This is a genomic window from Acidimicrobiales bacterium (genome assembly GCA_040219085.1).
Taxonomy (GTDB): domain Bacteria; phylum Actinomycetota; class Acidimicrobiia; order Acidimicrobiales; family JAVJTC01; genus JAVJTC01.
The window spans coordinates 52,922-65,672 of sequence record JAVJTC010000011.1; the positions used below are offsets into that span (position 1 = coordinate 52,922).

Consider the following 12,751-nt stretch of genomic DNA (forward strand, 5'->3'; position numbering starts at 1 on the left):
TAGTGTGGATTCATGGTCGAACACCTGTTCGAGTCTCTGGGTGGAACGGATTCAGAGGCGTCGCCTGAGGACGACGGGCGGCGGCTGCGAGGGACCGCGTTCGTCGGCGAGGTCGAACGCGCTAACGCGGTGATCGACAACCTGTTCGAGCACCTGGGCGCCATGGAGGGCGCGGCGGTCGTCGAATCGATCGCAACGGTGGAGCGGCTGCGCCGGCGGGTGGACGCACTGGCAGTCGAGGTCACCGCCCGGGTGGACCGGGACCGGCTGTTCCGTCTCGACGGACAGGCGACAGCCACGACGATGATCGCCCACCGTGCCCGGGTCTCGGTGGGCGAGGCGCGCGCACGGCGCCGCACCGCCCGCATGACCCGGGACCTGCCCGACGTCGCGGCCGGATTCCGTACCGGAGAGATCGGGTCGTGTCATGCCCGCCGCCTCGGGGTCGCCCACGCCAACCGCCGCGTCCGGGATCAGATGGGCCATTGCGAGGACGTCTTCGTGGCCGCGGCCAAGGACATGACCTCCTTCGAGGACTTCGACGCCTTCATCTCCCAGTGGGTACGTCTCGTCGACGAGGACGGCACCTGCGACACCAACGAAGTGAACCACGAACGCCGCAACGTCACCCTGGTCCGCAACCAGGACGGTTCCTGGCACCTCGAGGGTGGCTTCGCGGCTCTACAGGGCGCCGCGGTGGACGAGGTCCTCGAGAACTTCATCCGCCTCGAGTACCTCGCAGACTGGGACGCCGCCCGGGCCGAACACGGGGACGAGACGTGCGAGGACCATCTCCCCCGCACCGCTGCCCAGCGCCGCTGTGACGCCTTCGTCGCCATGTGCCGTGCCGCCGCCAACTCCCCCGAGGCACCTCCGGGCACGCCAACCGAGACCACCATCGTCTTCGATGCGGCTGCGTACGAACGTGCACTCCATTGGCTCGACACCGGCGAGCGCGAACCGATCGACGCCCGCGATGCCGCCGAGATCGCCTACGGGGACCATCACCGCGGCGGCCGGCCGAGGGGCGGCGCACCAGACGATGGTGCACGAGACCAAAGCGCACCGCCGGCCAAGATGCGCTGCCAGACCACCGACGGCGTCGCCCTCGAACCACGCGAAGCCGCAGCAGCGTCGCTCACCGGGACCATCCGCAGGCTCCTCGTCGACGCCCGGGGCGTACCCCTGGACCGCAGCCACCCCGTGAGACTGTTCACCGGCGCAGTGCGGGAAGCCATCAAGGCAACCCAGATCGGCTGTACCTGGCCGGGCTGTCACCGGCGGGGCTCACACTGCGAGATCGACCACCTCACACCCCACAGCCACGGCGGCCAGACCCACCCCGACAACGCAGGCCCGCTGTGCGGCTTCCACAACCGCCTGAAGAACCACGGATACCGCACCTGGCGGGACGCCGGCGGCAACTGGCACACCACCAGACCCGACGGCACCGAGATACCCCCGTGAGGCGCTACCCGACGTTGAGCCCTATCGGAGCGTGAGCCCTACCGGAGTGTCAGGTCGAGTTCGCCGTCCTCGCCCACGGCCACGTCGAAGACGCGCTCGATGCCGCGCGGGTCGGTGGCCGTGCACTCCAGGGTTTCGCCGTCGGTGAGTACCGCCCAGGGCGGACCGCAGTCCACGGTGGTTTCCAGTCCGAGCTCGTCGGTGAACCGCGTGGCGATGAGCCGGGCGGCGGCGTCGGCATCCACGAGGGGCGGGGCCGCCTCGATCACGACGGACCCCTCGGCCTCACCTGTCCGCACGGTGACATCCACACTGACCCCGTCGAGGACGGCCACGCAGGTGAACGACGCCTCGGTCTCGTCGACGGGGATGTCGGGACAGCTGATGTTGCCGACCAGGTTCGGCGCGCCGGGCACGAGCTCCTGGGCGATCGCCGTCTCGAGGGAGTTCCCGTCGATGCGCGTCTCGGAGCCGCACGCGACGAGCCAGAGGGCCGCCGTGGCCACTGCGGCGAGGGAGCGCAGGCCGCTCAACCCATCTCTCGAGCCAGTTCCAAGGCCTGGTCCCACGAACCCTTCGCGGCGATGAGCTGGCGGAACTTCATGACATGGCGGGGACGGTTGAACCCGAGCACGGCGGTGATCCGGCCCTCGCGCCCGTAGATGAGCGCGAAGCGTCGTTCCTCGAAGGACCCGGTGACGAGTTCGGTGACGTCGTCGGGACGGCAGCGACCGGCGAGTTGGATCTTGCGGTCGTACTGGTCGCTCCAGAACCACGGAACGGGAGCGAACGGCTCGCCGGGATCTTCGGCCAGGAGTCGCCGGGCGGCGTGGGTGCCCTGTTCGACGGCGTTGTCCCAGTGCTCGACGCGCATCATCTCGTCGAACAGCGGGTTCGGCCAACGGGCGACATCGCCGGCGGCTGTCACGCCGGGGGCGGCCAGACACGTCTCGTCACAGACCACGCCGTTGTCGATCGTCAGGCCCGAGCCCTCGAGCCATTCGGTGTTGGGCTGCACGCCCACCCCGACGACGACCACGTCGGCTTCGAGCACGGTCCCGTCGTCGAGCGTCACCCGCTCGACCCGACCGTCGCCCTCGATGGCCGACACACCGACGCCGAGCCGCACGTCGACGCCGTGGTCGCGGTGGACGTCGGCGACGACCTCACCTGCGGCCGCGCCGATGGCCCGCTCGAGGGGCACCTCGGCCATCTCGACGATGCTGACATCCAGGCCCCGCTCGCGCGCCGTGGCTGCGACCTCCGCCCCGATGAAACCGGCGCCGACCACGACGACGCGGCGCGGCGCGGCCTCCAGGTCGGCGCGGATGGCGAGGCTGTCGTCGAGGGTGCGCAGCGTGTGAACGCCGGCCAGACCGTCGGTTCCGGGGATCGTGCGGGTGCGCGCCCCGGTGGCGATCATCACCCCGTCCGCGGAGAGAGACGAACCGTCGGCGAGCGTGACGGTCCGGCTGGCGGCGTCGAAGGCGGTCGCTGCCACACCGGAGCGGAACGTCACGTCGAGTTCGGTCAGGCGGTCGTCGTCGGCGAGGCCGGTCTTGTCGGCGTCCCAGTCACCCGACAGGACCTGCTTGGACAACGGCGGCCGGTCATAGGGCGTGTGGGGCTCGTCGCCGATGAGCGTGATCGCGCCGTCGAAACCGTCGCGCCGGACGGCCTCGACACCTCGCAGGCCGGCGAGCGACGCGCCGACGACGATGAGGGACTGCACGGAGCTCACAGAAGTGTTGGGACGGCTCGTCGCGTCAGCGACGGCTCAGTCCTCGGAGATCGAGATCGCCTGCTTCGGACAGCGGGCCACCGCGTCGTCCACCTTGCCGCGCAGGTCAGGGCCGGGCGTCTCGTCGAGGACGTAGAGGAAGTCGTCGTCTCGCACCTCGAACACCTCCGGTGCCACCTGCATGCACACGGCATTGCTCTCACAGAGGTCGAAATCTACGACGACGCGGTATCCCATTGCTGTTCTCCTGATCGGGTCTCACGGAGAGCGGTCCCGGCCCCCCTTACGGGCACGACTCTACCGGACCTACGGAGCCCGGCAGTCGGCGTCACGGCCGAACCGGCTGACGACTGTCTCGCCGTCGAACATCACGTCGACGGTGCCCGACCCGCCCTGGATCTCGTAGAGGTACACCGACAGGCCCCGACATGCCTCGAACGCCGGCTCGAGGTCGAAGAGCCTCTTCGAGAGTTCGGCGGTGATCGCTTCGAGTTGACCCTCCACCACGTCCAGTTCGATGTCCACGAGGTCCACCCATTCGGCGCCGGCGTAGTTCGTCTCCATGAACATCGCGAGATCGGTCTGGATCGCCTCTACGTCGATCTCGAGGTCGCATTCGACCACCGCCCACCGGTCGAGCTCACGGCGGGCGTCGCGCGCCTCGGGGTCGAAGGCCCGGGCGAACAGCTCGGCCAGGGTCGCCGTCTCCGCGATCTCGGCGAGGTCGACAGCGGCGTTGCGCAGATCGTCGACCGCACCGGAGATCTCGGCGGGCGCCACCTCCGCGAGACGGTCGAACTCGCCGGTGGACACATCGCCGTCAGCCCGACCGACGCCGTCGGCAAGAAGATCGCAGAAGGCGACCGGGTCCTCGGAGGACTCCCCCGAACACGCTGCCGCCGTCAACAACACGACGATCACCACGGCGATGATGCGGCGCGGTCGGCTGGTCACGGGCCCCATGTTGCCCCGTCGGGAGACCAGCGGCGTGCCACCCTCGGCGGGTTCAGGTGATCCACACGGCCGTATCGGGCGGCAACTCACCGTCGACGAGAGGGCCACTCGCCGCCACGACGGCGCCACCGGGCGGCAGCGCACACGATGCCGGGCCCATGTTGACGAGGCATCGGACACGGCGCCGTTCGAAGTCGAGGACCGTTGCGTCCGGCTCTGAACGCCACTCGAACGACTCGTCATCGGCCATGAGCTCGCGCCGCAGCGCGAGCGTGGAGCGGTACAGCTCGAGTACCGAATCGAGGTCTCCGGTCTGCGCCTCGACGCTCAGCGCGGCCCACTCCGCGGGCTGGGGCAGCCACGGCGCTCCGGACCCGAAGCCGAGCGAGGATCCCGTCGATTTCCACGGGATGGGCACCCGGCATCCGTCGCGGCCCTTCATCGTCCGACCCGACCGTTCGTAGACGGGATCGTCGAGGATCTCGAGCGGCAGGTCGATCACCTCCGGCAGGCCGAGTTCCTCCCCCTGGTACAGGTAGACGGAGCCGGGCAGCGCGAGCATCAGCAGGGCCGCGGCACGGGCCCGCCGCACGCCGGCCTCGGCGTCGAGGAGGGACCGGTCGCCGCCGAGGAGCCAGCGACGCCAGTCGGTGTCGGGCGGGAGGCCGTAGCGGGTCGTGTGACGGACGACGTCGTGGTTCGACAACGTCCAGGTGGGCAGGGTCCCGGCGCGACCCAGGGCATCGATCGTCGAGCCGATCGCCTGACGCAGGTCCGGCGCCCTCCACGGTGCCTCGACGACGTCGAAGGCGAAGGCCTGGTGCAGCACGTCACCGGCGACGTAGCGGGCGAGACGTTCGGGTGAGGGTGCCCACGCCTCCGCGACGAAGAACCGGTCGCCGTAAGCATCGGTGAGCTGCCGCCACTCCCGGAAGATGTCGAGGACCTCGTCGCGGTCCCAGTGCGGGTGGTCGTCGAGTTTCGTGTGACCGAGGATCTGCTGGACCTCCGTCTCGGCGAGATCGGGTAGGCCGCTGTGCTTGGCGAGCCCGTGGGCCACGTCGATGCGGATCCCGTCGATCCCGCGGTCGAACCAGAACCGCAGGATGGCCAGGAACTCCGCGCGCACCTCCGGATTGTCCCAGTCGAGGTCGGGCTGCTCGGGCGTGAACAGGTGCAGGTACCAGTCTTCGGGCGTCCCGTCAGGGCGGTGTAGGCGCGTCCATGCCGGACCGCCGAAAACCGACAGCCAGTTGTTGGGCGGCTGGTCCCCATGGGGACCGCGACCCGGCCGGATCAGGTAGCGGTCCCGGACCGGGTCACCGGGCTCGGCCGCGACGGCCTCGCGGAACCACCGGTGCTGGTCCGACGTGTGGTTCGGGACGATGTCGCCGACGACGCGGATCCCGCGGTCGTGGGCCTCGGCGATCAGGTGGTCGACGTCGTCGAGGGTGCCGAAACGCTCGTCGATCGCGCGGTAGTCCGTCACGTCGTAACCGCCGTCGGCGAGCGGCGACTCGTACCACGGATTCACCCATATCGCATCGACACCGAGTGCAACGAGGTGGTCCAGGCGCGACCGGATGCCGCCGATGTCGCCCGTTCCATCACCGTCGGAGTCCGCGAAGGACCGGATGTAGATCTGATAGACGACGCCCTGGCGCCACCACGGTGTCTGTTCTCGTCCACTCACGACGTCCATCATGGCTGGCCGTGAGCGCATCTGTATTCGATGAGGCCGAGACTTTCAGGATCCGCGGCCGCTGGCCTTCGCATCGAAGCGTCGCAATCGTCGGCACGCGCACACCGTCGCGGTGGGGTGCGAAACTGGCCGCCGCGGTGGCCGGGGCCGCCGTGCGGGACGGCTGGTGCGTCGTGTCGGGCCTGGCACCGGGCATCGACACCGCCGCTCACCGCGGGGCACTCGGAGCCGGCGGATCGACGGTCGCTTTCGTGGGCACCGGCCTCGATGCCCTCGAAGACCCCGAACTCGGCCGAGCGATCGTCGCCGGTGGCGGCGGTGTCGTGTCGGTACTGCGCGACGACGACGCCGGCGACGACGCGACCCGCGCCCCCGGGACAGGCATCAGGTCCTCGCGGCGCGCGTGGTGGTCGTGGTGGAGGCCTCCCGGCCGTGCGGGACGTTCGCGACCGTGGCCCACGCCCGTGCCCTGGGTCGACCAGTCGTCGTGGCCACGCCACCGCCGGGGCCGGAGACGGCGACGAGCGCGGCGGGCAACCGGCGGCTGCTCGATGGAGACGGGGCCGGACACCCGGTCATCGCGGTCCGCGAGGGAGCGGGCGGCGACGAGCTCTGGGCGACCGTCGAAGCGGTCGCCCAGCGTCAACCGGCGCCGGGATCGTCGTCCACGAGCAGCCCGAAGAAGTAGGTGTCGACGTCACCGCCGTCATGTGACCGGAGGCGACCCTCGCGGACGAATCCGGCCCTCACGAGCACGGCGACGGACGCCACGTTGTCCACCGCTGTCAGAGCGAAGACGCGCCGCAGACCGACCACGTCGAACGCGAATCTGCACAGGAGCCCGACCGCCTCGGTGGCGATACCGTCACGTCGGTGTCCGGCAACGATGGCATAGCCGATCTCGCCCCGGGACTCGTCAGCCTCGACCACGAGCGAGACGAGCCCGACGACATCGCCCTCGTGCTCCACGGCGAGGGCGTAGCGCGTGCGGGGACTGCTCTCCGCGGCGATCATCGCCTCGGTCATCCAGTCGAGCGGGCCGAGTGTTCCACGCGAGACATGATCCGACAGTTCCTGAGCGACGAGCAGGTCCCCGTGTTCGACCTCGCGCAAGGTGATTCGTCTCCCCTCGACGAAGACGGGGAACATGTCGGCGATCACGAGAGTCGCACGTGACGCCGAGCCGCGACGACCCGCTGGCGATGGATCCACCGCCGACCACCCCACCCGTCCACACGATGCTGGTGCGTGGCGCCGTCGCGCACTGTCCCGTGTGCGGCTCCGGGCACCTGTTCCGCCGCGGCGTCGTCATGGTCGAACGCTGCCCGCGCTGTGGGCTGGTGTTCGAGCGGGTGGAGGGTCACTGGGTCGGTGCGATCGGAGTGAACACCATCATCTCGTTCGTCGCGCTGTTCTTCACCGTCGTCTTCAGCTTCGTCGTGCTCTCACCCGAGCGACCCGTCGTTCCGCTGCTCGTCGCACCGCTCGTCGTCGGTCTGCTCGTGCCGCCGGTGACCTATCCACTGTCCAAGACCCTCTGGACGGCGATCGACCTCGCGATGCGACCGCTCGCGGCCGGCGAGGCCGACCCCGACGCGCCCCGGTGAGCAGCCTCCTGGGAGCGCCCACACGACAGTAGCTAGTGTCGGCGCATGTCACAGAGCCTGCCCCACAGCGTCATCGCGACGGACCTCGCCTTTCCCGAGGGACCGGTCGCGCTCTCCGACGGCGACGTCCTCATCGTGGAAGTCCGCGGTCCACGCATCACCCGGGTCTCGCCCGACGGCTCCACGTCGGTCGTCGTGGACTACGGGGACGCCGAGACGGCAGGGCCCAACGGGCTGGCCATCGGCCCCGACGGTGCCCTCTACGTCTGCAACAACGGCGGTTTCATCTGGAGCCTCGTGCGTGACAGCTTCTGGCTGCCGTCGGAGAAGGGCACCGGCGCCAACCAGTCGCCCCGGTACGTGACCGGATCGATCGACCGGGTGGACCTCGACACCGGCGAGGTGACCACCCTCTACGACAGCTGGGAGGGGAACCGCCTGACCGGCCCGAACGACCTCGTGTTCGACGCGCAAGGCGGTATCTGGTTCACGGACCACGGCAAGACCCGCCCCCTCGACCAGGACCGGGTGGGCGTGTACTGGGCACGTGCGGACGGCTCGGAGATCCGCCGGCCGATCTTCCCCCTCGACCATCCCAACGGCATCGGCCTGTCGCCGGACGGCTCCACCCTCTACGTCGCCGAGACGTCGACCGGGCGACTGTGGGCGTGGGATGTCACGGGCCCCGGCGAGATCGACCGCAAGTCGAAGCGCAACGTGGTCAACAGCCTCGGTCACTTCGACTCGCTCGGCGTGGAGGAGGACGGCACCGTCGTGGTCGCGGCTCTGCCCGACGGGCTGTGCGTCGCGCGCCCCGACGGCGAGATCAGCTACGTCGAGGGACCGGGGATGTTGACGAACGTGTGCTGGGGCGGCCCGGACATGATGACCGCCTACGCGACCGACTCGCTCGGCGGGCAACTGCTCGCGTACGACTGGCCGCGGCCGGGTCTGCGCCTGAACTACAACGCCTAGAGCGCGTCGTCGCCCTCTTCGCCGGTGCGGATGCGCACGGCACGACCCACGTCGAGAACCCAAAGCTTGCCATCACCGATCGAGTCGGTACGGGCCTCGGTCACGATCGTGTCGACCACCGTGTCGACGACGTCGTCGGTGACGAGGATCTCGAGGCGCGTCTTCGGGTTGAACGAGACCTTGTACTCGGTGCCGCGGTAGGTCTCGCTGTGCCCGTGCTGGCGGCCGAAGCCCTGGACCTCCGAGACGGTCAGACCCCTGACCCCGATCCGTTCCAGCGCCTTCTTCACCGGCTCGAGCCTGTGCGGCTTGATGACGGCGCAGACGAGCTTCATTCCCCCGACCTCCTCGGCCTCGACTCGGGCCCACGCTAGTACCCGCGACGACGCGGACCTCACCATCCGGGGGCCGTTCGACCCGCCGGGCGGGTTCATCTGACCGAGGCGAAGAACCCCCGCAGGTCGGCGACGAGCAGGTCGGGCTGTTCGAGCGACGCGAACCGGCCGCCGGCGGGCATGCGGGTCCACCACCGGACATCGAAGAGCCGCTCCACCCATGCCCGGGGAGGGCGGATGACCTCACCCGGGAACCGGGCGTGACCCATGGGGACGCGCACGCGCTCCGACGGCATCACCTCGCCCCGCTGCGCGCGGCGGGCCTCCAGGTGCAGACGGTTCGCCGACGCGATGGTCCCGGTCACCCACCACGTGGTGATGTCGTCGAGGAGGTCACCGCGGTCGAAGGCGTTGTCGAGGTCGTCGCCGCAGTCACTCCAGGCCCGGAACCTGTCGAGGATCCATGCCGCCAGGCCGACCGGCGAGTCGTTCAGGGCCAGCGAGATGGTCTGGGGGCGCACAGCCTGGATCTCGCGAACCCCGCGATCGAGACGGTTGCGCCGCCGACCGGACTCGAGGTCCTCGAGCTCGGTGGAGGTGACACCCCCGGCGGCCTCCGCCCGCGGCGGCCGTTCCACCGCGACGGTGGTCATGTGGATGCCGACGACCCGGTCGGGGACCAGCGAGCCCATCTGGGCGGCGACGAAGGAGCCCCAGTGCCCGCCGTGGACCCCATAGTCGGGGTAGTCGAGGCGGTGCATCAGCGCGACCATCGCCCGTGCGATCTGACGCGGCGTCCAACCCGGGGTCGAGATCGGTCCGCTGAATCCGAAGCCCGGCAGCGACGGGATCACGACGTGATAGGCGTCGGCCGCCGTCCCACCGTGGCTCTCGGGCCGGGTGAGGGTGTCGATGAGGCCGGCGAACTCGAAGACCGAACTCGGCCAGCCGTGCAGCAACAGCAGCGGCATCGCACCCGCGTGGGGAGACGGCACGTGGATGAAGTGGATCTGCTCGTCCTCGAAGCGGGTGACGAACTGCGGGTAGTGGTTCAGCCGGTCCGCGGACGCAGCCCACTCGTACCCGTGGCTCCAGTAGTCACAGAGGCCGCGCAGGTACGCTACGTCGATGCCTTCGTCCCATCCCGCCGCGACGACCGACGGCCAGCGCGCCGCCGCGAGCCGCTGACGGAGATCGGCGATCTCGGCTCGGGCCGGACCGACCGTGTACGGCTCCATCTGCGCCAGCATCGCGACGAGGCTACGCCAGTGCGACCGACACCCGGACGCGGCCGGAACTGACTGACCGATGCTCTTCCCCACATTCGTCTTCGCGACGTTCTTCCTGATCGTCCTGCCGGTCGGCTGGTTGCTGCACTCGCGCCCGACGGCGTGGAAGGTGTTCATGCTCGCGGCGAGCTACGTCTTCTACGGCTGGTGGGACGTGCGCTTCGTCGCGCTGATCGTGGCATCCACGATCGGCAACCAGATCCTCGCCGACCTCGTCCACCGGTCGGCGGGACGCACCCGCAGCCGGATCGTCACTGTGGGCGTCGCGTTCAACCTCGTGACCCTCGGCTTCTTCAAGTACGCCGGGTTCTTCGTCGACTCGGCCAACGACACTCTCGAATCTCTGGGGGTCGGAGGTGACCTGCCCCTGCTGTCGATCGTGTTGCCCGTCGGCATCTCGTTCTTCACCTTCCAGGCGCTGAGCTACGTCCTCGACGTGCATCGCGGGACCATCGAGCCCGCCCGGCCGCTGGACTTCGCCGTGTACCTGGCCTTCTTCCCCCAGTTGGTCGCCGGCCCGATCGTGCGGGCGTCGGAGTTCCTCCCCCAACTCGAAAAGCGCCTCAACCCACGCGACATCGACCTCACCCGGGCGCTCGTACTCATCGGCGCCGGACTCTTCAAGAAGGTCGTCATCGCGAGCTACCTGGCCGACGCCATCGTCGACGACGTGTTCGCCTTTCCGGAGCGCTTCTCGTCGCTCGAGGTCCTCGTCGGGGTCTACGCGTACGCCATCCAGATCTACGCCGACTTCAGCGGATACACCGACATCGCGATCGGCATCGCCCTGCTGCTGGGCTTCCGGTTCCCCCCGAACTTCGACCGCCCCTACCAGGCGGTGTCGATCCGCGACTTCTGGCGACGCTGGCACATGACGCTGTCGCGGTGGCTGCGCGACTACCTCTACATCTCACTGGGCGGCAACCGGGGCGGTGCGCACCGGCGGGACCGGAACCTGCTGCTCACGATGGTGCTCGGTGGCCTCTGGCACGGCGCCGCGTGGACATTCGTGATCTGGGGAGCACTGCACGGCTTCTACATGATCGCCGAGCGTCACGCCGAGAAGGCCCGCATGGCACTCGGCGACAGGCGGCCGGGCGGCTCGGACCACGGGGGCGACTCCGGCGGCGCGGTGCGCACGGTGGCCGAGACCCGCGCCGACGGCATCGTCGCGCCGGGTCTCAGGACGCGGATCCTCGGGCGCATCCGGACGTTCCACCTCGTGTGTCTCGGCTGGATCTTCTTCCGCGCCGGGTCCTTCGACGCGGCGCTGAACGTCATCGAGCGTCTCTTCGTCGCCTGGGGAGACGCCTCCCCCGCCGTCACCGGGATCCTCGTGTGGACGATCGCTGCGTCCCTCGCGGCGCAGTACCTCCCCCGCGTCGGCCTCACCAACCTCCAGTCCGACCTGTCACGCCTGCCGGTGTGGGTGCAGGCGGTCGGCTTCGCACTGTGGCTGCTCGTCATAGACCGTCTCGGCCCCGAAGGCGTGGCCCCGTTCATCTACTTTCAGTTCTGATGCGCACCGACCGACGCCAACCCGCGGTGACCCGCCCCTCCCCGGGCGGCGACGAGGACTGGGAGAGCCTCGGCCGTCGGCCCCGGGCGCGCACCAACGCCGCCACCACGATCGCGGTCACGTTCGCAGCGATGGCCCTCACCGCGCTGTTGAGCTCGGGAAGCCTCGTCGGGCTCGCGCAACGCCAGGAGATCGGATGGCAGCGCGACATCGCGCTCGAGGCCGCGGAAGGACTCGACCGCGTCGCGTCCGCATTCGGCTTCGACCGCCCGGCCCGCTGGATCGACCAACTGGCTGGCCGCGACGAGCCCGAGACGTTCGACCTCGACCTGATCGCCGGGGGCGGGCGCCCCGACGGCGACACCCCGGCACCCACGCCGACGCCGGACGCGGACCCGACGCCCGACGGAACAACCTCGCCGACGCCCACGGTGGGCCCGACGCCCGACGAGACGACCTCCCCGACACCCACGCCGACCGCCACACCCACGCCCCAACCCACCCCCGACGCCTCCGACCAGCTTCCGGTCATCACCGCGGATCGCCCGCTCGTGCTCTACGTCGGGGGCGACTCGATGACCCGCGAGGTGGGCAACGGCGTGGCCCGCGCCACCCCGATCGACCTCGTCACACCGATTCTCGACCCCCAGGTGTCCTCGGGCCTGTCGCGCCCCGACTTCCTCGACTGGCCCCAGCGTCTCGCCGGGGTGATCGTCAACGACGAACCCGACGCGTTCGTCATCATGTTCGGAGCGAACGACTGGCAGGACTTCGAGGCCGACGGCGAGATCTACCAACGAGGAACCCCCGGCTGGCTGGCCATCTACCGCGAACGGGTCGCCACCACCATGGACCTCCTCGACCAGCCCGCCACCGCGGTGTTCTGGATCGGCCAGCCCGCCATGCGCAGCGCCGGCCTCTCCGACGGGATGATGGCACTCAACGAGATCTACCGGTCCGAGGCGGCCACCAGACCCTGGATCACCTTCATCGACATCGCCCCCGCATTCGCCGGACCCGACGGCAACTACAGCGACGACATCGACGGCCAGCGGGTCCGCCAGGACGACGGCATCCACTTCACCACCACCGGCGCCGACCGCGTCGGCCGAATCGTCTGGGACGTGGTCGCGACCACCTTCGCCGTCGCCGGAGGCTGACC

At 69.8% G+C, this 12,751-nt stretch carries 13 protein-coding genes; 5 read left to right on the forward strand and 8 right to left on the reverse strand.

All coding sequences use genetic code 11. From position 1 onward, the window contains the following. Positions 1–12 precede the first annotated feature (12 nt). Entirely contained in the window at positions 13–1,467 is a 1,455-nt protein-coding gene (locus tag RIE08_05345; GenBank protein MEQ8717017.1) for a DUF222 domain-containing protein, read from the forward strand. Between the two features lie 38 nt (positions 1,468–1,505). Here RIE08_05345 and RIE08_05350 read toward each other — a convergent pair whose 3' ends face one another. From RIE08_05350 to RIE08_05375, 6 genes are all read right to left on the reverse strand, one after another. Further along, entirely contained in the window at positions 1,506–2,000 is a 495-nt protein-coding gene (locus RIE08_05350) for a DUF4333 domain-containing protein (protein MEQ8717018.1), read from the reverse strand. Beyond that, on the reverse strand, positions 1,997–3,208 hold the full coding sequence (locus RIE08_05355; GenBank protein MEQ8717019.1) for an FAD-dependent oxidoreductase: 1,212 nt from the start codon (positions 3,206–3,208) through the stop codon (positions 1,997–1,999). The genes RIE08_05350 and RIE08_05355 overlap by 4 nt, the downstream gene beginning before the upstream one ends. 36 nt (positions 3,209–3,244) lie before the next feature. Next, entirely contained in the window at positions 3,245–3,445 is a 201-nt protein-coding gene (locus RIE08_05360) for a ferredoxin (protein ID MEQ8717020.1), read from the reverse strand. 69 nt (positions 3,446–3,514) lie between these two features. Continuing rightward, entirely contained in the window at positions 3,515–4,162 is a 648-nt protein-coding gene (locus tag RIE08_05365) for a hypothetical protein (GenBank protein ID MEQ8717021.1), read from the reverse strand. A 52-nt stretch (positions 4,163–4,214) separates the two neighbouring features. Next, a complete protein-coding gene (locus tag RIE08_05370; GenBank protein MEQ8717022.1) occupies positions 4,215–5,855 on the reverse strand; it encodes an alpha-amylase family glycosyl hydrolase in 1,641 nt (546 codons plus the stop codon). Positions 5,856–6,506: 651 nt separating this feature from the next. Continuing rightward, the gene (locus tag RIE08_05375) at positions 6,507–7,025 is read right to left on the reverse strand and encodes a GNAT family protein (GenBank protein MEQ8717023.1); all 519 of its coding nucleotides are present in this window, start codon (positions 7,023–7,025) and stop codon (positions 6,507–6,509) included. 11 nt (positions 7,026–7,036) lie between these two features. On the opposite strand from RIE08_05375, the gene RIE08_05380 reads away from it, so the two are divergent. Together RIE08_05380 and RIE08_05385 are read left to right on the forward strand one after the other, a co-directional pair. After that, a complete protein-coding gene (locus RIE08_05380; protein ID MEQ8717024.1) occupies positions 7,037–7,471 on the forward strand; it encodes a DUF983 domain-containing protein in 435 nt (144 codons plus the stop codon). Positions 7,472–7,516: 45 nt separating this feature from the next. Beyond that, positions 7,517–8,446 carry an SMP-30/gluconolactonase/LRE family protein gene (locus tag RIE08_05385; GenBank protein MEQ8717025.1) on the forward strand — a complete coding sequence of 310 codons (930 nt, stop codon included), beginning with the start codon at positions 7,517–7,519 and terminating at the stop codon, positions 8,444–8,446. Here RIE08_05385 and RIE08_05390 read toward each other — a convergent pair. Then, complete coding sequence (locus RIE08_05390; protein ID MEQ8717026.1) at positions 8,443–8,781, reverse strand: P-II family nitrogen regulator; 339 nt, start codon at positions 8,779–8,781, stop codon at positions 8,443–8,445. The genes RIE08_05385 and RIE08_05390 overlap by 4 nt on opposite strands. Positions 8,782–8,876: 95 nt before the next feature. After that, the gene (locus tag RIE08_05395; protein ID MEQ8717027.1) at positions 8,877–10,031 is read right to left on the reverse strand and encodes an epoxide hydrolase; all 1,155 of its coding nucleotides are present in this window, start codon (positions 10,029–10,031) and stop codon (positions 8,877–8,879) included. 58 nt (positions 10,032–10,089) lie between these two features. Here RIE08_05395 and RIE08_05400 point away from each other — a divergent pair, with 58 nt between their 5' ends. Then, positions 10,090–11,589, forward strand: coding sequence for an MBOAT family protein (locus tag RIE08_05400; GenBank protein ID MEQ8717028.1), 1,500 nt, complete (start codon positions 10,090–10,092; stop codon positions 11,587–11,589). Then, positions 11,589–12,749, forward strand: coding sequence for a DUF459 domain-containing protein (locus RIE08_05405; protein MEQ8717029.1), 1,161 nt, complete (start codon positions 11,589–11,591; stop codon positions 12,747–12,749). The genes RIE08_05400 and RIE08_05405 overlap by 1 nt, the downstream gene beginning before the upstream one ends. Positions 12,750–12,751 lie beyond the last annotated feature (2 nt).

What these genes read in the sequence shown, in the direction of transcription:
- RIE08_05345 (MEQ8717017.1), top strand. Translation starts at nt 13, where the DNA reads ATGGTCGAACACCTGTTCGAGTCTCTGGGTGGAACGGATTCAGAGGCG.
- RIE08_05360 (MEQ8717020.1), bottom strand. Translation starts at nt 3,445, where the DNA reads ATGGGATACCGCGTCGTCGTAGATTTCGACCTCTGTGAGAGCAATGCC.
- RIE08_05385 (MEQ8717025.1), top strand. Translation starts at nt 7,517, where the DNA reads ATGTCACAGAGCCTGCCCCACAGCGTCATCGCGACGGACCTCGCCTTT.
- RIE08_05390 (MEQ8717026.1), bottom strand. Translation starts at nt 8,781, where the DNA reads ATGAAGCTCGTCTGCGCCGTCATCAAGCCGCACAGGCTCGAGCCGGTG.
- RIE08_05395 (MEQ8717027.1), bottom strand. Translation starts at nt 10,031, where the DNA reads ATGCTGGCGCAGATGGAGCCGTACACGGTCGGTCCGGCCCGAGCCGAG.
- RIE08_05400 (MEQ8717028.1), top strand. Translation starts at nt 10,090, where the DNA reads ATGCTCTTCCCCACATTCGTCTTCGCGACGTTCTTCCTGATCGTCCTG.
- RIE08_05405 (MEQ8717029.1), top strand. Translation starts at nt 11,589, where the DNA reads ATGCGCACCGACCGACGCCAACCCGCGGTGACCCGCCCCTCCCCGGGC.